Here is a 21,870-nt window from a genome sequence, read left to right on the forward strand (position 1 = left end):
CCTGTGGGTGAGGGCCCCGCCGGACTCCCGTCAGACCTCTTCGACGCTGCTCGGCTCGCGCCGGGACAGGTCGATGCCGAGCTCCTCCGCAGCGCGGAAGACGTCCTCGTCGGTGTCACGCATCTCGATGGACATACCGTCGCTGGACAGCACCTCCACGTTCAGGCAGAGCGACTGCATCTCCTTGATGAGCACCTTGAAGGACTCGGGGATGCCGGGCTCGGGGATGTTCTCGCCCTTGACGATGGCCTCGTAGACCTTCACGCGGCCGGTGACGTCGTCGGACTTGATGGTCAGCAGCTCCTGGAGCGCGTACGCGGCGCCGTAGGCCTCAAGGGCCCACACCTCCATCTCACCGAAGCGCTGGCCACCGAACTGCGCCTTACCACCCAGCGGCTGCTGGGTGATCATCGAGTACGGACCGGTCGAGCGGGCGTGCAGCTTGTCGTCGACCAGGTGGTGCAGCTTCAGGATGTACATGTAGCCGACCGAGATCGGGTCCGGGAACGGCTCACCCGAACGACCGTCGAACAGCTGCGCCTTGCCGGACGGGAGCACCATGCGCTCGCCGTCGCGGTTCGGGATGGTGTGCTGGAGCAGACCCGCGAGCTCGTCCTCACGCGCACCGTCGAAGACCGGGGTGGCAACGTTGGTGCCGGGAGCGACGGCGTCGGCGCCGATCGCCTGGAGGCGCTGCGCCCACTCCTCCGCGAGGCCGGAGACGTCCCAGCCGCGGCTGGCGAGCCAGCCGAGGTGGATCTCCAGGACCTGTCCCGGGTTCATTCGGGACGGGACACCCAGCGGGTTGAGGATGATGTCGACCGGGGTGCCGTCCTCCAGGAACGGCATGTCCTCGATCGGCAGGATCTTCGAGATGACACCCTTGTTGCCGTGTCGGCCGGCGAGCTTGTCACCATCGGTGATCTTGCGCTTCTGCGCGACGTAGACGCGCACCAGCTGGTTCACACCAGGGGGAAGCTCGTCGCCCTCCTCGCGGTCGAAGACGCGCACGCCGATGATCTTGCCGGTCTCGCCGTGCGGCACCTTCAGCGAGGTGTCACGGACTTCACGGGCCTTCTCACCGAAGATCGCGCGCAGCAGGCGCTCCTCGGGGGTCAGCTCGGTCTCACCCTTCGGGGTCACCTTGCCGACGAGGATGTCGCCGGCGATGACCTCGGCACCGATGCGGATGATGCCGCGCTCGTCGAGGTCGGCGAGGACCTCCTCGGAGACGTTCGGGATGTCCCGGGTGATCTCCTCGGGGCCGAGCTTGGTGTCACGGGCGTCGACCTCGTGCTCCTCGATGTGGATCGAGGAGAGGACGTCGTCCTGCACGAGGCGCTGCGACAGGATGATCGCGTCCTCGTAGTTGTGACCCTCCCACGGCATGAACGCCACGAGCAGGTTCTTGCCGAGGGCCATCTCACCGTTCTCGGTGGCCGGGCCGTCGGCGAGGACCTGGCCCTCGATGATCCGGTCGCCCTCGTTGACGACGACCTTCTGGTTCACCGAGGTGCCCTGGTTGGACCGGGCGAACTTGTGCAGGCGGTACGTGATGTACGTGCCGTCGTCGTTGGCGGTGGTGATGTAGTCCGCGGAGACCTCCTGGACCACACCCGCCTTCTCGGCCTTGACCACGTCACCGGCGTCGACGGCAGAGCGGTACTCCATGCCGGTACCGACGAGCGGGGCCTCCGACTTGATCAGCGGCACGGCCTGGCGCATCATGTTCGCGCCCATGAGGGCACGGTTGGCGTCGTCGTGCTCGAGGAAGGGGATCATGGCGGTCGCGACCGACACCATCTGGCGCGGCGAGACGTCCATGTAGTCCACGTCGTCACCGGCGACGTAGTCGACCTCGCCGCCACGGCGGCGGACCAGGACGCGGTTCTCGGCGAACCGCATGTCGTCCGTGAGCGTGGCGTTGGCCTGCGCGATGACGAAGCGGTCCTCCTCGTCGGCGGTCAGGTAGTCCACCTCGTCGGTGACCTGGCCGTCGACGACCTTGCGGTACGGGGTCTCGACGAAACCGAACGCGTTGACCCGGCCGTAGGAGGCGAGCGAACCGATCAGACCGATGTTCGGGCCTTCAGGGGTCTCGATCGGGCACATGCGTCCGTAGTGGGACGGGTGCACGTCACGGACCTCGAAGCCGGCCCGCTCACGGGAGAGACCACCCGGGCCGAGCGCGGACAGACGACGCTTGTGCGTCAGCCCGGACAGCGGGTTGTTCTGGTCCATGAACTGGGACAGCTGGCTGGTGCCGAAGAACTCCTTGATGGAGGCGACGACCGGCCGGATGTTGATCAGGGTCTGCGGCGTGATCGCCTCGACGTCCTGCGTGGTCATGCGCTCGCGCACGACGCGCTCCATACGAGCCAGACCGGTGCGGACCTGGTTCTGGATGAGCTCGCCGACGCTGCGCAGACGACGGTTGCCGAAGTGGTCGATGTCGTCCGTCTCGACGACGATCGTCTGGCCGTTGTCGGCGGCCGTCTCGGTCTCGCCCGCGTGCAGCTTCACCAGGTACTTGATCGTCGAGATGACGTCCTCGACGGTCAGGACGCCCGCGTCCAGCGGAGCGTCCGCACCCAGCTTCTTGTTGACCTTGTAGCGGCCGACCTTGGCGAGGTCGTAGCGCTTCGGGTTGAAGTACAGGTTCTCCAGCAGCGTCTGCGCGGCCTCACGCGTGGGGGGCTCGCCCGGACGCAGCTTGCGGTAGATGTCGAGCAGCGCGTCGTCCTGGCCCTGGGTGTGGTCCTTCTCCAGGGTGGCGCGCATGGACTCGTACTCGCCGAACTCCTCGAGGATCTGCTCGGTCGTCCAGCCGAGCGCCTTCAGGAGGACGGTCACGGACTGCTTGCGCTTGCGGTCGATACGGACACCGACCATGTCGCGCTTGTCGATCTCCATCTCCAGCCAGGCACCCCGGGACGGGATGATCTTGGCGGAGAAGATGTCCTTGTCGGAGGTCTTGTCGATGGAGGAGTCGAAGTAGACACCGGGCGAACGGACCAGCTGCGACACCACGACACGCTCGGTGCCGTTGATCACGAACGTGCCCTTGTTCGTCATGAGCGGGAAGTCGCCCATGAAGACCGTCTGGGACTTGATCTCACCGGTCTCGTTGTTGGTGAACTCGGCCGTGACGAAGAGCGGGGCGGCGTACGTGAAGTCGCGCTCCTTGCACTCGTCGATCGAGTTCTTCGGCGGCTCGAAGCGGTGGTCCCGGAACGTCAGGGACATCGACCCGGAGAAGTCCTCGATCGGGGAGATCTCCTCGAAGATCTCTTCCAGACCGGACTTGGTGGGGACGTCCTGACCGTTCTCCAGAGCCTCCTCGACCCGACTCTGCCAGGCGGTGTTGCCGAGCAGCCAGTCAAAGCTCTCGGTCTGCAGCGCGAGCAGGTTCGGAACCTCGAGAGGCTCCTTGATCTTTGCAAAGGAAATGCGCAGCGGGGCGGTGCTGGCGCCGTTGTTCATATTCGCGGTCGAGGCATTGCGCGAGGCGGCCAAGAGGGGGTCCTTCCGAGGGCTCGGACTCACTGCGCGCGTACCGGCCCCTCTCCCGCGCACGGAGACAGAAATCCCAGGTCAGGGAAGGTTCAGTCGTCTGTGCTCAAGAGAGGGCATGCCCCTGGTGACGGGCAGGGGACAGCTAACAGGCAGCGCAAAGGGTCAGTGTAGCCACTTGGCACACTGATGTCCAGTGCGGGTTTTTCGAGACCCTCGTTGTTGTCAACGCCCTCGGCATCCTGCCCTCAACGCACGTTGATACTGCCCTCTTCGTCGTCGATCCATGCCTCGGATTCGGATCCTTGTGACGACGCGTCCTGAGAATTGCGCGCTGCGTGCGGTTCGTCAAGGCCCTCCCCGCCCAAACCGGATGCTGCGCTCGTCACTTGCAGCCGGACACCAGGGGCGCTTGAGGGCACGACGAAGATCACCATACTCCCCGCACCATCCGGTGCAAGGCAGCCGCCGCCCGACCCTCGGAACGCCGAAGAGCGACCACCCGGATGGATGATCGCTCTTCGGTGCGTTCGCGTTACAGCCCTACGGGGCTGTCGTCAGCGCGCAAAGGAGTCCACGCGGACCCGTGGGGTCACTTGACCTCGACGGAGGCGCCGGCGCCCTTGAGGGACTCGGCAGCCTTCTCGGCGGCCTCCTTGGCGACCTTCTCGAGGACCGGCTTCGGAGCGCCGTCCACGAGGTCCTTGGCCTCCTTCAGGCCCAGGGAGGTCAGCTCACGCACGACCTTGATGACCTGGATCTTCTTCTCGCCGGCGCCGGTGAGGATGACGTCGAACTCGTCCTTCTCCTCGACGGCCTCGACCGGGGCACCCGGGGCGCCCGGAGCGGCAACGGCGACCGCGGCGGCGGCGGTGACGTCGAACTTCTCCTCGAAGGCCTTCACGAACTCGGAGAGCTCGATGAGGGTCATCTCCTCGAACTGCGCGAGCAGGTCTTCCTGGCTGAGCTTCGCCATGGTGGGCGATCCTTCCACTAATTCGGCTGGTGCCGGATGTACATGTATGGCGGGCGTACGTTCGGCCCGCTACGACCTCCGCCTCGGACGGCGGCGGTCATTTCGCGAGCCGAGTTACTCGGCACCGCCCTGCTCGGCCTGCTTGGCACGAAGAGCGTCCACGGTGCGGACGAGCTTCGACGGGAGCGCCTGGAAGACCTGAGCAGCCTGAGTCTGCTTGCCCTTGAAGGCGCCCGCCAGCTTGGCGAGCAGAACCTCGCGGGACTCGAGGTCCGCAAGCTTCTTGATCTCGTCGGCGGACAGCGCCTTGCCGTCAAGGACACCGCCCTTGATGACGAGGTTCGGGTTGTCCTTGGCGAAGTCACGAAGACCCTTCGCCGACTCCACCGGGTCACCGGTGACGAAGGCAACCGCCGTCGGACCGTTGAACAGGTCGTCGAGCGTCGTGATCCCGGCCTCATTGGCCGCAATCTTGGTCAGCGTGTTCTTCACCACGGCGTACTGGGCGTTCTCACCGAGCGAACGACGCAGGTTCTTGAGCTGCGCCACGGTGAGACCCCGGTACTCGGTCAGCACGGCGGCGTTCGAGCTGCGGAACTGCTCCGCGAGCTCGGCTACCGCGGCAGCCTTGTCGGGCCTTGCCATAGAGCGTCGGCCTCCTTCCGGGTGATGGACCGCTCGGAAGGGGCTGAGATAAACGAAACGCCCCGGCGCAGGCGCTCGGGGCGGACTCGACCGGCCGCACGCGCAGAACGCGTATGCTCCGGGAGTTCTTCCACACTCACCTGCGCGGGTCGCCCACTTTTCAGCGGATCCTTCGGCCACCGCACCTTCTCGCGAACGTACGGCAACGACCAGCGGTCTTTGGCTTCTGTAGGAGAGTACGGGACCTGGTCGCACTCAAGCAAATCGGGCCGTACGGGGCTCAGCGACGCCCGTTCTTCACCGGCTCCACCGGCTTGCTCAGGTCGACGCCCATGTCCTGGTAGGTGGTGGCGGCCCCAGCGACCTTCTCGCCGCTGACCCATCGGACGTCGGCAGCGGCAGCCAGGAAGGCGGCCTCCCGGGCCGGGTTGCGCCCGGCCTGGTCGCGTAGGGCGCTGGTGTCCGTCTTCAGTCCGGAGCCGGAGCGGAAGTTGGCGGTCGGGCCGAAGCCGCCGGCGGCTTGGCGCGGACCACCCCGTCGGCCCGGGCCCGCCTGCCCTCCTCCCGGTCATCCGGTGGCGCAGGGACGACACGGTCTGGGTCTTCTCCACGGCCCGCAGGACTGCCCGCGCCCGAGACGACTCCGAGCAGCACTCCTCGCCTCCCGTCCCGCAGCCGACCGTCCAGGGTTCCGTGCGGCGCGGGAGTTCAGGAGCTGGTGCCGGAGCCGCCCGCTGCCGTGCCCGAGCTCTTTACCAGGTCGGTGAAGTCCTTGGTGTCGTTCGCCGGGGGCTTCTCGGCCGAGACCTTCACGCCGTAGTCGCTGTAGTACGCGGTCTGGGTCATCCGGCCGGCCGTCATGTCGGCCTTCTCGACCTTCTTGACCAGCAGGTTCTGGTCGTTGATCCAGATGTCCACGGTCTCCGTGCTGACCCCGGCCTGGGTGAGCTGCTTCTTCAGGTCCGCCAGCTGGCTCGCGCTGAGGTTGCTGCTCTTGCCGGCCAGGTCGGCAACGTTCACGGTGCCCGAGTAGTGCGTGGCGTTCACACCAGAGACCTTCTCCTCACCGACCTTCTTGACGTCCCCGGAGGCCAGCAGCAGCTTCACGGACTGGTTCGGCGTGGTGTTCTGCATCTGGTCCTTCAAATACGCGCCGGAGCCGCCGCCGAGCTGGGCGAGGTCGTCGTACGCGTACCGGATCCAGTGCTTGCCGCCCGCCTGCTGGGCGAACTTGTCGCTCATGTGGGCGTAGTAGGCGTCGGGCAGATAGCGGGCCTCCATCGATGTCGAGCCGAGCTGGCGCATCGTCTGGGCCGTGGAGCCGCCGGTGTAGTCGATGGTGAGGGTGCCCTGCAGGCCGTCGGCCCAGCTGAGGGCGCCGTCCGCGGTCATGGACATCACGGAGCCGACGGTCGTCGACGAGCGGACCTTGGCCGACTCGGCCTTGTCCGTGGACTTCTCGGCGGAGCGCAGGGCCGCGACGGGGCTGACATGCGTCGTGCTCTTGCCGCCCGCCTTGTCGTCCTTGCCGGAGCCGCTGGAGGAGTCCGAGGAACCGCAGGCGGCCACCCCCGTCAGCGCGGTCACGACCGCGATCGAAAGGGCCACGCGGCGCACGGTCGTGCTCTTCATGTCGTCCCACCCCTATGCAAGTCCTGTGCCAGCGGGCCGGCCCGGCGCACTGGCGGTCGTACGAAAAGTCGCACAAAGAAAGGACGGGCCCGGAACCTCATAGGTTCCAGGCCCGCCCTTCAATGACGCGTACCTGCCGCGGCTACCGGGGTGAGCTCAGGCTCAGACGGCGGCCGGGTCCTCCTCGACGAGGAGGTTGCGGGTGCGGTTCGAGTCGACCGGAATGCCGGGGCCCATCGTGGTGCTGATGGCGGCCTTCTTGATGTAGCGACCCTTGGCGGCGGACGGCTTCAGACGGAGGATCTCCTCCAGGGCCGCGCCGTAGTTCTCCACCAGCTGGGCGTCCTCGAACGACGTCTTGCCGATGATGAAGTGCAGGTTCGAGTGCTTGTCGACGCGGAACTCGATCTTGCCGCCCTTGATCTCGGTGACGGCCTTGGCGGTGTCGGGGGTGACGGTGCCGGTCTTCGGGTTCGGCATCAGACCACGCGGGCCGAGGACGCGGCCGAGGCGGCCGACCTTGCCCATGAGGTCCGGGGTGGCGACGACGGCGTCGAAGTCCAGACGGCCCTTCGCCACCTCGTCGATCAGCTCGTCGGCGCCGATGATGTCGGCGCCCGCGGCACGCGCGGCCTCGGCACGGTCACCGGTCGCGAAGACCAGGACCCGGGCGGTCTTACCGGTGCCGTGCGGAAGGTTCACGGTGCCACGAACCATCTGGTCGGCCTTGCGCGGGTCGACACCCAGACGGAAGGCGACCTCGACGGTGCCGTCGAACTTGGTCGTGGAGGTCTCCTTGGCGAGACGGACGGCCTCGAGCGGGGCGTACAGCTTCTCCCGGTCGACCTTGGCGTCCGCAGCGCGGAGAGCCTTGCTGCGCTTGCTCACAACTGCTCCTGTGTGTTCTGAAAGGAGTCGTGGTGTACGGGCCGAGCAGGCCCTACCACGTGCGGCTGCGTATTCGGCAGCTGCATGGTTCTACGAAGGTGGGGTTCAGCCCTCGACCGTGACGCCCATGGAACGCGCGGTACCGGCGATGATCTTCGCGGCGGCGTCCAGGTCGTTGGCGTTGAGGTCGGGCATCTTCGTCGTGGCGATCTCGCGGACCTGCGCCTCGGTGATCTTGGCGACCTTGGTCTTGTGCGGCTCGCCGGAGCCCTTCTCAATGCCCGCGGCCTTGAGGATCATCTTCGCGGCCGGCGGCGTCTTGGTCACGAAGGTGAAGGAACGGTCCTCGTAGACCGTGATCTCCACCGGGATGACCCAACCGCGCTGCGACTCGGTCGCGGCGTTGTAGGCCTTGCAGAACTCCATGATGTTGACGCCGTGCTGGCCCAGCGCCGGGCCGACCGGCGGAGCCGGGTTGGCGGCGCCGGCCTGGATCTGGAGCTTGATGAGCCCCGTGACCTTCTTCTTCTTGGGAGGCATGCTCTCTCCGGGTCCTTACTGAGAGGTTGATTACCAGCTGCGTCACTCGGCTGCACCGGGAAGTGCATGATCCCGCAGATGGCATACCGCACAACGATAGCCGCTGTGCCCCCGGGACAAGAAATCGTCCAGGTCAGGCGGCCTGCGCGAGGTCCTCGGCCCATCACTCGGAAGTGGTCCGGCGGCCGGCTCGCACGGATCGGCCCGCCCCCAGGGACGCCACGGCGGACATGCGGCATCCACAGTTCCCCGTCGGGCACGGATCGGCTCCGGATGTCACCCGTTCAGCCCGCCCCTGCCCCGCTAATGGCCCTCGGCCGCGCGCGCCTGACCGCTCGCCGGGCTCTGATGGCGTCAGAGGCATGAACGGCGTGTCTCACCACTCGAAGGAGTCGACCCCCATGCGCCGCACCGCCCATACCGTTTCCGCTGCCGCCCTGGTCGGCCTCATAGCCGGCACCACCGCCCCGGTCGCCTTCGCGGCACCGGCCGAGCAGGTGGATGCACTCAGGGCGGCGCCCCAGAGCCGGTCCTACGAACCCCAGCAGGACGCCGCCCAGGACAACGCCCTGGTCCCGTCCGAGCAGTCCCAGCAGGACGTCGGGCAGGGCACCGCCCAGGAGGCCGTGCCCGGCGACATCGCCCAGGACGCCGGGCCGGTCGACATCCCGCAGGACCCGTCCCTTCAGCAGCCCGCCCTGGACCCGGCCTACGAGACGGCGTCCCAGGCCGAACCGGCCGGAGTGCTGCCCCAGGCAGACCCGGCCTCGGTGGTGCCCCGGGGCGGTACCACCGAAGGGACACCCACGGGCGTCTCCCCCACCGGGGGAGGCACCATCTCCAGCAACGGGACCTCCAGTCCCGTGCAGCAGGTGGTCATCCAGAACCCCGTGAACAACGCCAATGAGCAGGGTTCGCACAACGTCTCCCACGACAACGAGAACAACAACCACCGCGACGAGGGACGGGGACATGGCGGGTTCTTCCCCGGGCCCTTCCTGGGCGGCTTCGGCAACCTCGGGACCAACATCGTCGCGATCCCGCGCGGCACCGCCGGCGTGAGCAATTTCGCGGCCGCTCCCGCCGTGATCCCGGGTCCCGTGGCCGCGGGCGAGGGTGGTTCCATCAAGTCGCCGGTGCCCACGATCGTCGCGGGCGGTGCGCTCGTGGCACTGGGCTGCGCCGCGGCTGCCCACCGCCTGTGGCTCCGGAGGCGGCGAATGAACTGACCCGGGTCCGCGGACAGTCCGCGCCCACGTCAGCACGACGAAGCCCGATACACACGACGCCCCTACCGCGGGAACCCGCTCGTAGGGGCGTCTTCGACTGCTGAGCCGGGTTCGACTGCCGAGTCCGGCCGGAGCCTGTCGCGCCCGGCCCGTATCGGGCTCAGCAACTCAACCCGGAGTCGCCGCCCGGAACAGGCAACGGCCCAGGACGGCCCACACAACACAAGGAACACCCCTACCGGCGGCGGAACCGCTGGTAGGGGTGTTCTGAGCCCGGATCGGACTTAGTTCTTCTGGATCTGGTCGAAGGAGAGCTCGACCGGCGTCTCGCGGCCGAAGATCTCCACCAGGCCCTTGACCTTCTTCGAGTCGGGGTTGATCTCGTTGATGGTCGCCTGCAGCGTGGCGAACGGGCCGTCGGTGACGGTGACCGAGTCGCCGACCTCGAAGTCCAGCACCTGGACCTCGACCTTGCGCTGCGGGGCGGGCTTGCCCTCGGCCTCGGCGGCCTCGCGGGCGGCCTTCTCCTCGGCCTCCGGGGCGAGCATCTTGACGATCTCGTCCAGGGTCAGCGGGTAGGGGTCGTAGGCGTTGCCCACGAAGCCGGTGACGCCGGGGGTGTTGCGGACGACGCCCCAGGACTCGTTCGTCAGGTCCATACGGACCAGGACGTAGCCCGGGAGCTTGTTCTGCTTGATCGTCTTGCGGTCGCCGTTCTTGATCTGGACGACCTCTTCCTGCGGCACCTCGGCCTGGAAGATGTAGTCCTCCACGTTCAGCGAGACGGCGCGCTGCTCCAGGTTGGTCTTCACGCGGTTCTCGTAGCCGGCGTACGTGTGGATGACGTACCACTCGCCGGGCAGCGAGCGCAGCTCCTCGCGCAGGGCCTGGACCGGGTCGACGGGCTCGGCGGGCTCCTCCTCGGAGACCTCCTCGGCCAGGTCGGCCGACTCGTCGGCCGCGATGTCCTCGCCGTCCTCGTCCTCGACGTGCAGAGCGGCCTCCTCGGCCGGCTCCCCCGACTCGGCCTCGGCAGCCTCGAACTCGTCCTGCTCGTCCGCGCCCTCGACGATGTCGAGCTCGTCGTCCACCGCCTCGGCAGCAGCCCCGCGAGGCTCAGCGGCGTCGTCGTTCAGGTTCGGGTCAGACACGATGGCTGCTTCTTCCTGGATACATAGAGGTGGAACATGCGAAAACGGGCGCCGGTACCACGGCGCCCTTCGCTCTTGGCTCAGCCGAAGACGTACTTGGCCGCGTGGTTGAGCCCATAGTCAATCACGGTCACCAGCGCGATCATGATGGCGACGAAGAAGATCACCACAGTGGTGTACGACGTCAGCTGGTTGCGTGTCGGCCAGACGACCTTGCGGAGCTCCGCGACGACCTGGCGATAGAAGATCGCGAGGCGCTTCAGCGGGCCCTTCTTGGCGCGCTTGCCGCCCTTGCGGGTCTTCTTCTGCGACTCAGGCACCTCGTCCTGAGCATCAGGCGTGTCGATGGAGCCCACGGCGTCCGTCATTCGTCCTCACCTGATCCCGGGTCGTGGCCGTGCCGCGCCCGGTTTCTGAGCCGCACGGCGGTGCAATGCTGTACGTACATGCGCACACATCCTGGCGGTGTGTGTAGCAGGGCCGGAGGGACTTGAACCCCCAACCGCTGGTTTTGGAGACCAGTGCTCTACCAATTGAGCTACGACCCTTTGGTGTTTCCCCCAACTTACCGCATCCGACCGGGTGCTCGGTGTGCACCGGTTGAACGCGGCCGCCGAAGGCCAACGAGGTAGGAGTGTACGTGGTCCGGGGCCCGGCGTCGAACAGAATGTGTCCGCACGACCTCACCGGACGGAAGATCGTCCTGGCGGCGGCCCGGATCCGGACTCTTGTTCAGTGGTCGGCCCGATGCCGTTCAGTCTGTGAAACCGGCGTGCCGGGGTCGTTTCCCGTCTGAAACGATGGACCCCATGAGCGCTGCAACCCCTCCCACCGAGCGCCGGGTCTCCGCCCGAATCGGCGCGATCTCCGAGTCCGCCACCCTCGCCGTGGACGCCAAGGCCAAGGCCCTCAAGGCCGCCGGGCGTCCGGTGATCGGCTTCGGCGCGGGTGAACCCGACTTCCCGACCCCGGACTACATCGTCGAGGCCGCCATCGAGGCCTGCAAGAACCCGAAGTACCACCGGTACACACCGGCCGGCGGTCTGCCCGAGCTGAAGGCCGCGATCGCCGCGAAGACGCTGCGGGACTCGGGCTACGAGGTCGACCCGGCCCAGATCCTGGTCACCAACGGCGGCAAGCAGGCCATCTACGAGGCCTTCGCCGCGATCCTCGACCCGGGCGACGAGGTCATCGTCCCGGCGCCGTACTGGACGACGTACCCGGAGTCGATCCGCCTGGCCGGCGGCGTCCCGGTCGATGTCGTCGCCGACGAGACGACCGGCTACCGGGTGAGCGTCGAGCAGCTGGAGGCGGCCCGCACGGAGAACACGAAGGTCGTCCTCTTCGTCTCCCCGTCCAACCCGACCGGTGCCGTCTACAGCCAGGAGGAGGCCGAGGCGATCGGCCGCTGGGCCGCCGAGCACGGCCTGTGGGTCCTGACGGACGAGATCTACGAGCACCTCGTCTACGGCGACGCGAAGTTCACCTCGCTGCCCGCCCTCCTGCCCGAGCTGCGCGACAAGTGCATCGTGGTCAACGGTGTGGCGAAGACGTACGCGATGACGGGCTGGCGCGTGGGCTGGATCATCGGTCCGAAGGACGTGGTCAAGGCCGCGACGAACCTCCAGTCGCACGCCACCTCCAACGTGTCGAACGTCGCCCAGGTCGCCGCCCTGGCCGCCGTCTCCGGCGACCTGGAGGCCGTCGCGAAGATGCGCGAGGCCTTCGACCGCCGCCGCAAGACGATCGTGCGGATGCTGGGCGAGATCGACGGCGTGGTCTGCCCGGAGCCCGAGGGCGCCTTCTACGCGTACCCGTCGGTCAAGGGCCTGCTCGGCAAGGAGATCCGCGGCAAGCGCCCACAGACCACGGTCGAGCTGGCCGCGCTGATCCTGGAGGAGGCCGAGGTCGCGGTCGTCCCGGGCGAGGCCTTCGGCACTCCCGGCTATCTGCGGCTGTCGTACGCGCTCGGTGACGAGGATCTCGTCGAGGGCGTGAGCCGGATCCAGAAGCTGCTGGCGGAGGCGCGGGACTGACGTCCCTCGGTCGTCGACTCACTAGCTTTACGCGCGCGTGGCGGGTCGTTTCCCTGTGGGGAGGCGGCCCGCTTCTTCGTCTCCGTGTGCGAGCAAGACCACGTTCGAGGAAAGAGCTACCGACACGACACGGGCATACGGCAGGATCCTGGGATGGAGCGTGTACGTGATGTCTCTGAGCTGCCGAAAGCCCATCTGCATCTGCACTTCACCGGCTCGATGCGGCCGGGGACCGTCCTGGAACTGGCCGACAAGTACGGCGTGCGTCTGCCCGAGGCGCTGACGGAAGCACTGACCAGCGGGGAACCGCCGAAGCTGCGGGCCACGGACGAGCGGGGCTGGTTCCGCTTCCAGCGGCTGTACGACGCGGCGCGCTCCTGCCTCAGAGAGCCGGAGGACATCCGGCGCCTGGTCCGGGAGGCCGCCGAGGAGGACCTCAGGGACGGCTCGGGCTGGCTGGAGATCCAGGTGGACCCGACCTCGTACGCACCCCGCCTGGGCGGTCTGATCCCGGCGCTGGAGATCATCCTGGACGCGGTGGAGACGACGTCCCGCGACACCGGCCTGGACATGCGCGTGCTGGTCGCCGCCAACCGAATGAAGCACCCGCTGGACGCGCGCACGCTGGCCCGACTCGCGGTGCGGTACGCCGACCAGGGCGTGGTGGGCTTCGGGCTGTCGAACGACGAGCGGCGGGGCATGGCGCGGGACTTCGACCGGGCGTTCCACATCGCGCGCGAGGGCGGGCTGCTCGCGGCGCCGCACGGCGGCGAGCTGACCGGCCCGGCGTCGGTGCGCGACTGTCTGGACGACCTGAACGCATCGCGGGTCGGGCACGGTGTGCGCGCGGCGGAGGACCCGCGACTGCTGAAGCGGCTGGCGGACCGGGGCGTGACGTGCGAGGTGTGCCCGGCGTCGAATGTGGCGCTGGGGGTCTACGAGAAGCCGGAGGACGTCCCGCTGCGGACGTTCTTCGACGCGGGCGTTCCCATGGCCCTGGGCGCCGACGACCCGCTGCTCTTCGGCTCCCGCCTGGCCGCGCAGTACGAGCTGGCCCGCCGGCACCACGGTTTCACGGACGCGGAGCTGGCGGAACTGGCCCGGCAGTCGGTGCGGGGTTCGGCGGCGCCGGAGGACGTGAAGACGAAGCTGCTGGCGGGCGTGGACGACTGGCTCAGCGGCCCGGCCTCTTGAAGTGGGCGTAGGGCGGATACGCCTTGAAGCAGACCAGGACCTCGTCGGGGTGCCCGCCGCCACCGCCGGGCGGCTCGACCAGCGGCAGCCCCGCCATCATGCGTGAGTGCCCTTCGGCGACCCGCTTCTGGCGCGGCCCCCAGCCCGCCGCGTACGCGAGGGACGTGGCCGTCTCGGCGAAGACGTCCCGGCTGCCGAACAGGAAGAACGTGCGGGCGTGGGTCCTGTGCCGCAGCTCGTCGCGAAAGCCGGCGCGCTGCTGACGGCCGCGCCAGGACGCGGCGTCCCGCGCCGTGCGTGCCTCGTCGGTGCGGACGGTGAGCGGGGTGCCGGCTCCGAGCGCGCGGCGCAGCGCGGGCCACTTGCTGGGGCGCAGTCCGTACGCGTGGTGGACCAGGACGAGGTCGACCGGTTCCCCGATGCCTTCGTCCGGCGGGACCGCGTCCCGCAGCGGCACATGGACGATGGTGTGCCGTGAATAGGCGGCGAAGGAGAACAGGCCCGCGAGCCGGTTCAGTCCGTCGTGGTCGCCGTACAGCCAGCCGATGGGGTCCGGGGCGCGCAGTGTGGTGTGGCGCAGTGGCTGCCGGGGCTGGACGACCCGGTGTTCGTGGGGTCCCGTACGGGGGCGGAACTGGCGCAGTCTCAGCTGCATAGCGGTCTCAGCTGCATATAGGGGGCCTCATGCCCCCAGGGTCGCGGTCGGGCGCGGCCGTCGGCAACGGAAATTCCGCGCCCGCGACCGCGCACGGCCTCCGGAACGGCACGGCTCCTAGAGGCTGACGCCCACCGTCACCGGCTCGTTGACCAGCGTGATCCCGAAGGCCGCACGGACGCCCGCGACGACCTCGCGGGCCAGGGCGAGGAGGTCCTCGGTGGTGGCCTCGCCCCGGTTGGTGAGGGCGAGGGTGTGCTTGGTGGAGATGCGGGCGGGCCCGCTGCCGTACCCCTTGGTGAAGCCCGCCTTGTCGATCAGCCAGGCCGCCGAGGTCTTGGTGTGGCCGTCGCCCGCGGGGTAGGCGGGCGGCTCGACGCCGTCGCCCAGCCGCTCGCGCACGCGCGCGTGGAACGCGGCGAACTGCTCGTGGGTGAGGATCGGGTTGGTGAAGAAGGACCCGGCCGACCAGGTGTCGTGGTCCTCGGCGTCCAGGACCATGCCCTTCCCGGCACGCAGGCCGAGGACGGTCTTGCGGGCGGCGGCGAGCGGCACCCGGTGCCCCGGCTCGACCCCGAGGGCGCGGGCCGTCTCGGCATACTTGATGGGGGCCGAGAGCCCGGCCGCGTCCTCCAGCTCGAATCGGACGCGCAGCACGACATAGCGCGCGGGGTCCGCCTTGAAGCGGCTGTGGCGGTACGAGAAGGCGCACTCCTCGTTCGTGAGGGTGACCGTCCTTCCGTCCCGCCGGTCGTACGCGATCACCTCGGTGATGGTCGAGGAGACCTCCTGGCCGTACGCGCCGACGTTCTGGATCGGCGTCGCGCCCGCGGATCCCGGGATGCCGGCGAGGCACTCGACGCCGGCGAGCCCGGCCTCGACGGTGCGTGCGACGGCGTCGGTCCACACCTCGCCCGCGGCCAGCTCCAGGGTGGTCCCGCGCAGCTCGAACCCGCTGGTGGCGATGCGCAGGGCGGTGCCGTCGAAGCCCTTGTCGCCGATGACGAGGTTCGATCCGCCGCCGATGACCAGCAGCGGCGTCCCGCTGTCGTCGGCCTCGCGGACGGCGTCGACGACCTCGGCGTCGGTGGTCGCGGTGACGAGCCGGGTCGCGGGACCGCCCAGCCGGAAGGTGGTCAGCGGGGCGAGGGGGGCGTCGTGGAGTTCCTGCACGCGCTCAAGACTACGAGACACCGGTGACAGCCCCGCCCGGGTGGCTCGCCGTATGCCTCCACTGCCTCCACGCGCGCGTGGGGCCCCGTTCCGGAGAACGGGGCCCCACGCGCGCGTGCCCGTCATCGGGCCGCCGGAGGTGTCAGCCTGCGACGGCCTCCAGGACCGGCGCCTGCTCGTTCGTCACCACGAGCCGGGCGGCGCGGCGCCGGGCCGGGATCACCAGGGCGGCGAGGGCGGCGAGGGCGACCACTCCGGAGCCCGTGACCAGGGCGGGCCGCAGACCGTCGACGAAGGACTGCGCGGACTCGTAGCCGCCCTGCGCCGAGAAGATCGAGGACATGATCGCGATGCCGAGCGCGCCGCCGACCTCGCGCAGCGCGTTGTTGGCGCCGGAGGCGATGCCCTGCTCCTGCGGGCGGACGCTGGACATCACCAGGTTGGCGGCCGGGGCGAAGTAGAGGGCCATGCCGATGCCGCTGATGATCAGGGCGGGCAGTTGGGCGGCGTAGGAGGCGCCGGCCGTGTCCACGTAGGCCAGGTAGCCGAGCCCGACGGCCTGCAGGAACAGTCCGGTGGCGACGACCGGGCGGCCGCCGATGCGGTCGGAGAGGATGCCCGCGATGGGCGCGACGAGCATCGGCATACCGGTCCAGGGCAGCATCCGCAGGCCGGCCTGGGTGGGCGAGTAGCCGAGCACGCCCTGCATGTACTGGCTGAGCAGGAAGATCGAGCCGAACATGCCGAGGAACATCAGCAGGCTCGCGGCGTTGATGCCGGCGAAGGCGCGGGAGCGGAAGAGCCGCATGGGGAGCATGGGGTTCTTGGCGCGGGAGCCGTGCACCACGAAGGCCGCCAGCAGGGCGACGCCGGCGATCAGCCCGGTCAGCACGAGGGAGCTGGTCCAGCCGTCGGCGGGTCCGCGCACCAGGCCGTAGACGAGACCGAAGAGACCGCCGCTGGCGAGCAGGGTGCCGGGGATGTCGAGCCGGGCGCCCGCGCCGTACGACTCGGCGAGACGGAGGCGGGCGAGCGGCAGCAGGGCCAGACCGAGCGGGACGTTCAGCCAGAAGATCCAGTGCCAGGAGACGTGTTCGGTGAGGCTGCCGCCGATGAGGGGTCCGGAGGCGACCGCGAGGCCGTTGACGGCGCCCCAGATGCCGTACGCCATTCCGCGCTTGGCCGCGGGCACGGCCGCGGTCAGCAGGGTCATGGTCAGCGGCATCATCACGGCGGCGCCGACTCCCTGGACCGCGCGGGCCATGATGAGGGAGTCGATGCCGGGTGCCATGGCCGCGGCGGCGGAGGCGCCGGTGAAGACGGTGAGCCCGGCGAGGAAGAGGCGGCGGCGGCCGAAGCGGTCGCCGAGCGCGGCGCCGAACATCAGCAGCACGGCGAAGGTGAGCGTGTAGGCGCTCACGGTCCATTCCAGGTCGTCCAGCGCTCCGCCGAGGTCCTTGCGGATGGAGGGCAGGGCGGTGGTGACGACGAGGTTGTCGAGGGACGCCATGAATCCGGCGACGCTGGTGATGACGAGGGCCCAGACGACCTGCCCGCGGCGTGCGGTGCTCGGTTCGGCCTGCTGTTCCGTCTGCTTGTCCGTCTGCTTGTCCGTCTGCATGTCCGTCTGCTGTTCGGTCTGCTTCGACATCGCTCCCCCAGAGCGTGGTCCACGATCAATGATTAGTTATTGATTACTAACTTTCGCGGTCATGAAAAGACGCCGGAACGCCTCTCCCTGGACCTCTACTCCTTCTCCAGCCGCCCCGTGACCCGGGCGGAGGGATACATCCCCTCCCAGACCTCGTGCTGGGGCGGAAACCCCATGGCCGTGAGGGTGTTGATGAGCATCCCGTAGGCCAGGAAGTTCGTGGTCTCCCCCACGTCCGCCCCCAGGGGCAGATGCACGGTCTCCCAGAGCTTCATCCAGCCGGCCCGTACGGCCTCACCGAACTCGTGGTCACCCTCGGCCTCGGCGGCCGCCACCGCGATGTACGTCTGCATCTGCATCTGGAGCCGCTCGGGATGCTCCTGGATCAGCCGTACGTACGCGTTGGCCATGGCGTGCAGGGCCTCCTCGCCGTCCAGCCCCTTCGTCGCCTCCTCGAAGACACCGCACACGTCCTCCATGCAGCGCAGCGAGGCCGCGGCGAAGATCGCCTTCTTGCCCGGGAAGAGCCGGAAGAGATACGGCTGCGAGACGCCTACGCGCTTGGCGATCGCCTCGGTGGAGGTGCCGTAGTAGCCCCTCTGCGCGAACTCCGCGATCGCCGCGCGTACGACGCTCTCGCGCCTCTCTTCCGCACTCATCCTTGCCATGCGAGAAAGTTAGTACTCAATCACTAACTAAGTCAAGGGGGTGTTGGGCGTTGGGTTTTCGGGGTGCGGGGGCGGGGTGTGCGGCGGGCTGCGCCGGCGGTGGAGTCGGCTGGGTGGGAGGCGTCATGAGCAGGGGAAACGGCGGGCGGGGGAACGGTGGGGTCGGCAGTGGGTTTGGCTGGCGCGGAGGGTGATGGGGAGCGGGCGGGGGCGCGGGCGAGCGCGCAGGATGCCGAGGGCGGTCGCCCGCGCGGGGCCGGGGACGATCCCGGAGGCCCGCTCCGGGGGGCGGGCTTCGCCCGAGGATCGCGGGCGGATGGCAGCGACCACAGCCACCAGTCCCCATGCGTCCATGCGAAGACCGGCAGGGCAGCGCTCATGCACAGCGGACCGCCGACCCTGCCCGTCCGCGGCTCGCAGCGGTCCCGCAGCACCCCGACCATTCCCCGGCCGCTCCGCTGTCCCGCTCCGCGAAAGCCAGGACCTCTCGCAGCGCTCTCCTCTCAATGAACGTGCTGAGCAGTCGGGCTGATGTGGCGCGCAGCGCGATGGGGAAGCGCACGTCGGAGTCACGGGCGTGCCCACGGAACGTCGAGGAAACTGGTCCGCACGCGGCCGGGGACAACCGCCCCAGGATCGCGGGCAGATGGCAGCCACCACAGCCACCACTCCCCAGTCCCCATGCGTCCATGCGTCCATGCGTCCATGCGTCCATGCGTCCATGCGTCCATGCGTCCATGCGTCCACGCAAGGCCCGGCATGACAAAGCCCGCCCCGTCCACAAACCCGCGGAGCAATCGCGCGGAACGCGTAAGGGGCGCCCCGTCACAGAGGGCGCCCCTTGTTTCGTACGCGCGGTGTTCAGGCCAGGCGGACCACGGCCCGGGACATGCCCAGTACCTTCTTGGCGTCGCTCATTGCCGTCAGGTCCACCCGGACCGTGTTGTCGTCGAGCTTGGCCGCGACCTTGGCGGTGACCTCGATCACGGCGCCCTTGTCGTCGTTGGGGACGACGACCGGCTTGGTGAAGCGGACGCCGTACTCGACGACCGAGCCCGGGTCGCCGGCCCAGTCGGTCACCACACGGATCGCCTCGGCCATGGTGAACATGCCGTGTGCGATGACGTCCGGCAGACCCACCTCCTTGGCGAACTTCTCGTTCCAGTGGATGGGGTTGAAGTCCCCGGAGGCCCCCGCGTACCGCACCAGCGTGGCGCGGGTCACCGGAAAGCTCTGCGCCGGCAGCTCGGTGCCGACCTCGACCTCGTCGTATGCGATCTTCGCCGTCATCGGTCTCAGCCCTCCCCGCCCTCGGCGTCCGCCGCGCGCGCGACCAGCTTGGTCCAGGCGGTCACCACGTGCTCGCCCGCCTCGTCGTGGACCTCGCCACGGACGTCCAGGATGTCGTTCCCGGCAAGGGACTTGATCGCCTCGATGGTCGAGGTGACCGAGAGCCGGTCACCGGCCCGCACCGGGCGGCTGTAGACGAACTTCTGGTCCCCGTGCACCACTCGGTCGTAGTCGAGACCGAGCTGCGGGTCCTCGACGACCTGTCCCGCCGCCTTGAAGGTGATGGAGAACACGAAGGTCGGCGGAGCGATCACATCGGGGTGGCCGAGCGCCTTGGCGGCCTCCGCATCCGTGTACGCGGGGTTGGTGTCCCCGACCGCCTCGGCGAACTCACGGATCTTCTCCCGGCCCACCTCGTAGGGCTCGGTGGGCGGGTAGGTCCGCCCCACGAAGGACTGGTCGAGCGCCATGGCCCGGTACCTCCTGATGTCTGCTGTGGTTGACCTGCTCGGCTGCCGTGACCGGCCGAACCGACCGGTAACCGGGGCCGGAACGACACGAGGCCGCCCCCCGAACTGCGGGGGCGGCCTCGTGTACGAGCCTGATTTATCGCGTCTCGCGGTGCGCGGTGTGCGCATTGCAACGCGGGCAGTGCTTCTTCATCTCAAGACGGTCCGGGTTGTTACGCCGGTTCTTCTTGGTGATGTAGTTCCGCTCCTTGCACTCCACGCAGGCCAGCGTGATCTTCGGGCGGACGTCGGTGGCAGCCACGTGAGTGCTCCTTGACGAACGGATGGGTTATTCAACGCAAGAAAGAGTAGCCGATCGAAGGACCGACCCCGCAATCGGCTACTGTCAGTAGCGGTGACCGGACTTGAACCGGTGACACAGCGATTATGAGCCGCTTGCTCTACCGACTGAGCTACACCGCTTTGATGTGATCAGATCCCGCCTTGCAGCGGGAACCTCTCACACCAGAGCCCCAATACGGAATCGAACCGTAGACCTTCTCCTTACCATGGAGACGCTCTGCCGACTGAGCTATTGGGGCGAGCGATGAAGACATTACACGCTCGGCAGCCGTTCACCCAAATCCGTTTCGAGCACCCCTCCCTGCCCTCTTGCACCGGCTCCCCGGCAGCCCCGTGGGCACCTCCGGACCACGCCGGTACGACTATTTCGCTCCTCCCGGACCTGTGCGGCTCGTCACCCTAGGCTCGACTCACTCTGCGTGATCTTGCGTCCCCCGAGCACGGTCCCCGAGCCTTTGGCCCCCGTGGCCCCCTGGACCCCCGAGCCCTTGGAGCGCGATGCCCGACAGCCAGCCGCAGCCGCCCCATTCGTCGTCGAACTCGTCGAGTTCCCCGGGACGGTCCGACGGGGGCGCCCTGCTGCTGTGCGGGGCGCGACTCACCGACGGCCGGACCGTGGACGTGCGGCTGGGCGGCGGGCGTATCGAGGCGGTCGGGACGGCCGGCAGCCTGGCGCCGGGCCCGGTCCGCGCCGCGGGCACCCGCGTGGACCTCACCGGCTATCTGCTGCTGCCCGCCCCGGTGGAACCGCACGCCCACGCCGACACCGCGCTGTCGGCCGACACCTGCGGACCGGTCTCGTACGACCCGGAGGACGTCCAGCGCCGGTGCACGGAAGCCGCACTGCTGCAACTGGGCCACGGGGCAACGGCGCTGCGGGCCCATGTGCGCGTGGGCAATGTGCAGGGGCTGGGCGCCCTGGCCGCCGTACTGCAGGCACGGCGTTCGCTGCGCGGGCTCGCCGAGCTGACGGCGGTGGCGATGCCGCGGCTGCTGACCGGGGTGGCCGGGGCCGAGGGGCTCGCGATGCTGCGGGACGCGCTGAAGATGGGCGCCGCCGTGGTGGGCGGCTGCCCTGATCTGGACCCGGACCCCACGGGCTACGTCGAGACGGTCCTGGAGCTGGCCTCCGAGCACGGCTGCCCCGTCGACCTGCACACGGACGCCGCCGACCCCGCGCGTCTGGCCCGGCTCGCGGCGATGGCGGGCGGTCTGCGCCCCGGCGTGACCCTCGGCCCCTGCGCCGGTCTGGCCCGGCTGCCCGCCGAGGCGTCCTCCCGCGTCGCGGACCAGCTCGCGGCCGCCGGGGTCACGGTGGTGTGCCTGCCCCAGGGCGGCTGCGGGGGCGTCGACCGGCGGGGTACGGCTCCGGTACGGCTCCTGCGGGCGGCCGGGGTCCGGATCGCCGCCGGAAGCGGGGCACTGCGGGACGTCTCCAACCCCGTCGGCCGTGGCGACCCCCTGGAGGCGGCCTACCTCCTGTCGTCCCGCTACAGCCTGCGTCCCGAGGACGCCTACGACGTGGTGAGCACCTCGGCCCGCACGGTCCTCGGCCTCCCCGAGGTCCGCGTGGAAGCCGGCTTCCCCGCCGAACTCCTCGCCGTGCGGGGCCACCATCTGGCGGGCGCCCTGTCCCTGGCGTACAGCAGGATCGTGGTGCACCGCGGCCGCGTGGTGGCCCGCACCAGCGCGGTACGGGAGTACTGCAACTCGCGGGTGGCGGCGGAACTGGGGCTGCCGCGGCAGGGGCGGGGGCAGGTCTCGTAAGCCCGGGGTCGCGGGGCCGGCCCTGTGCGGCCGCACGGCCCCGGCGCACG

The 21,870-nt window shown here is 69.1% G+C and carries 20 protein-coding genes and 3 tRNA genes; 4 read left to right on the forward strand and 19 right to left on the reverse strand.

What is annotated here, in order from left to right; all coding sequences use genetic code 11:
* Positions 1-30: 30 nt before the first annotated feature.
* From rpoB to rplK, 7 genes are all read right to left on the reverse strand, one after another.
* Positions 31-3,516 (reverse strand): DNA-directed RNA polymerase subunit beta, encoded by a 3,486-nt coding sequence (gene rpoB / locus ACZ4EG_RS29930; protein WP_390710246.1) that lies wholly within the window; start codon positions 3,514-3,516, stop codon positions 31-33.
* 245 nt (positions 3,517-3,761) lie between these two features.
* Complete coding sequence (locus ACZ4EG_RS29935) at positions 3,762-3,950, reverse strand: hypothetical protein (protein WP_363293637.1); 189 nt, start codon at positions 3,948-3,950, stop codon at positions 3,762-3,764.
* Positions 3,951-4,105: 155 nt separating this feature from the next.
* A complete protein-coding gene (rplL, locus tag ACZ4EG_RS29940; RefSeq protein WP_390710247.1) occupies positions 4,106-4,489 on the reverse strand; it encodes a 50S ribosomal protein L7/L12 in 384 nt (127 codons plus the stop codon).
* Between the two features lie 114 nt (positions 4,490-4,603).
* Positions 4,604-5,134 carry a 50S ribosomal protein L10 gene (rplJ, locus tag ACZ4EG_RS29945; protein ID WP_363293636.1) on the reverse strand — a complete coding sequence of 177 codons (531 nt, stop codon included), beginning with the start codon at positions 5,132-5,134 and terminating at the stop codon, positions 4,604-4,606.
* Positions 5,135-5,842: 708 nt separating this feature from the next.
* The gene (locus tag ACZ4EG_RS29950) at positions 5,843-6,766 is read right to left on the reverse strand and encodes an SCO4651 family lipoprotein (protein WP_453560677.1); all 924 of its coding nucleotides are present in this window, start codon (positions 6,764-6,766) and stop codon (positions 5,843-5,845) included.
* 162 nt (positions 6,767-6,928) lie between these two features.
* Positions 6,929-7,654: a 50S ribosomal protein L1 gene (gene rplA / locus ACZ4EG_RS29955; RefSeq protein ID WP_453560675.1), complete on the reverse strand. Its 726-nt coding sequence runs from the start codon at positions 7,652-7,654 to the stop codon at positions 6,929-6,931.
* Between the two features lie 105 nt (positions 7,655-7,759).
* Positions 7,760-8,194, reverse strand: coding sequence for a 50S ribosomal protein L11 (gene rplK, locus ACZ4EG_RS29960; RefSeq protein ID WP_033528316.1), 435 nt, complete (start codon positions 8,192-8,194; stop codon positions 7,760-7,762).
* 401 nt (positions 8,195-8,595) lie between these two features.
* Between rplK and ACZ4EG_RS29965 the strand changes: the two genes are divergently transcribed.
* Positions 8,596-9,423, forward strand: coding sequence for a hypothetical protein (locus ACZ4EG_RS29965; protein ID WP_467792776.1), 828 nt, complete (start codon positions 8,596-8,598; stop codon positions 9,421-9,423).
* A gap of 284 nt (positions 9,424-9,707) precedes the next feature.
* Here ACZ4EG_RS29965 and nusG read toward each other — a convergent pair whose 3' ends face one another.
* The 3 genes from nusG to ACZ4EG_RS29980 form a co-directional block, all read right to left on the reverse strand.
* Entirely contained in the window at positions 9,708-10,574 is an 867-nt protein-coding gene (nusG, locus tag ACZ4EG_RS29970; RefSeq protein ID WP_390710251.1) for a transcription termination/antitermination protein NusG, read from the reverse strand.
* 80 nt (positions 10,575-10,654) lie between these two features.
* The gene (gene secE / locus ACZ4EG_RS29975; RefSeq protein WP_453560669.1) at positions 10,655-10,942 is read right to left on the reverse strand and encodes a preprotein translocase subunit SecE; all 288 of its coding nucleotides are present in this window, start codon (positions 10,940-10,942) and stop codon (positions 10,655-10,657) included.
* Positions 10,943-11,049: 107 nt separating this feature from the next.
* Positions 11,050-11,122: transfer RNA gene (locus tag ACZ4EG_RS29980), tRNA-Trp, on the reverse strand.
* Positions 11,123-11,383: 261 nt separating this feature from the next.
* Here ACZ4EG_RS29980 and ACZ4EG_RS29985 point away from each other — a divergent pair.
* On the forward strand, positions 11,384-12,610 hold the full coding sequence (locus tag ACZ4EG_RS29985) for a pyridoxal phosphate-dependent aminotransferase (RefSeq protein WP_390710252.1): 1,227 nt from the start codon (positions 11,384-11,386) through the stop codon (positions 12,608-12,610).
* 153 nt (positions 12,611-12,763) lie between these two features.
* Positions 12,764-13,804: an adenosine deaminase gene (locus ACZ4EG_RS29990; RefSeq protein WP_453560665.1), complete on the forward strand. Its 1,041-nt coding sequence runs from the start codon at positions 12,764-12,766 to the stop codon at positions 13,802-13,804.
* Here ACZ4EG_RS29990 and ACZ4EG_RS29995 read toward each other — a convergent pair.
* From ACZ4EG_RS29995 to ACZ4EG_RS30035, 9 genes are all read right to left on the reverse strand, one after another.
* On the reverse strand, positions 13,785-14,459 hold the full coding sequence (locus ACZ4EG_RS29995; RefSeq protein ID WP_467792777.1) for a hypothetical protein: 675 nt from the start codon (positions 14,457-14,459) through the stop codon (positions 13,785-13,787). The two genes, ACZ4EG_RS29990 and ACZ4EG_RS29995, sit on opposite strands and share 20 nt — an antisense overlap.
* 117 nt (positions 14,460-14,576) lie before the next feature.
* On the reverse strand, positions 14,577-15,632 hold the full coding sequence (locus ACZ4EG_RS30000) for a UDP-N-acetylmuramate dehydrogenase (protein ID WP_453560660.1): 1,056 nt from the start codon (positions 15,630-15,632) through the stop codon (positions 14,577-14,579).
* Between the two features lie 142 nt (positions 15,633-15,774).
* Positions 15,775-17,253 (reverse strand): DHA2 family efflux MFS transporter permease subunit, encoded by a 1,479-nt coding sequence (locus ACZ4EG_RS30005; protein ID WP_467792797.1) that lies wholly within the window; start codon positions 17,251-17,253, stop codon positions 15,775-15,777.
* Between the two features lie 125 nt (positions 17,254-17,378).
* Entirely contained in the window at positions 17,379-17,951 is a 573-nt protein-coding gene (locus ACZ4EG_RS30010; protein WP_390710257.1) for a TetR/AcrR family transcriptional regulator, read from the reverse strand.
* 861 nt (positions 17,952-18,812) lie between these two features.
* The gene (locus tag ACZ4EG_RS30015) at positions 18,813-19,241 is read right to left on the reverse strand and encodes a MaoC family dehydratase (protein ID WP_467792778.1); all 429 of its coding nucleotides are present in this window, start codon (positions 19,239-19,241) and stop codon (positions 18,813-18,815) included.
* A 5-nt stretch (positions 19,242-19,246) separates the two neighbouring features.
* Positions 19,247-19,711 carry an FAS1-like dehydratase domain-containing protein gene (locus ACZ4EG_RS30020; RefSeq protein ID WP_453560653.1) on the reverse strand — a complete coding sequence of 155 codons (465 nt, stop codon included), beginning with the start codon at positions 19,709-19,711 and terminating at the stop codon, positions 19,247-19,249.
* A 136-nt stretch (positions 19,712-19,847) separates the two neighbouring features.
* Positions 19,848-20,012 carry a 50S ribosomal protein L33 gene (rpmG, locus tag ACZ4EG_RS30025; RefSeq protein WP_003948671.1) on the reverse strand — a complete coding sequence of 55 codons (165 nt, stop codon included), beginning with the start codon at positions 20,010-20,012 and terminating at the stop codon, positions 19,848-19,850.
* Between the two features lie 88 nt (positions 20,013-20,100).
* Positions 20,101-20,173, reverse strand: a tRNA-Met gene (locus ACZ4EG_RS30030).
* 46 nt (positions 20,174-20,219) lie between these two features.
* Positions 20,220-20,292: transfer RNA gene (locus tag ACZ4EG_RS30035), tRNA-Thr, on the reverse strand.
* A 259-nt stretch (positions 20,293-20,551) separates the two neighbouring features.
* On the opposite strand from ACZ4EG_RS30035, the gene ACZ4EG_RS30040 reads away from it, so the two are divergent.
* On the forward strand, positions 20,552-21,820 hold the full coding sequence (locus ACZ4EG_RS30040) for an amidohydrolase family protein (RefSeq protein WP_467792779.1): 1,269 nt from the start codon (positions 20,552-20,554) through the stop codon (positions 21,818-21,820).
* Positions 21,821-21,870: the final 50 nt, after the last annotated feature.

It is taken from the genome of Streptomyces sp. NPDC025638 (assembly GCF_055558775.1).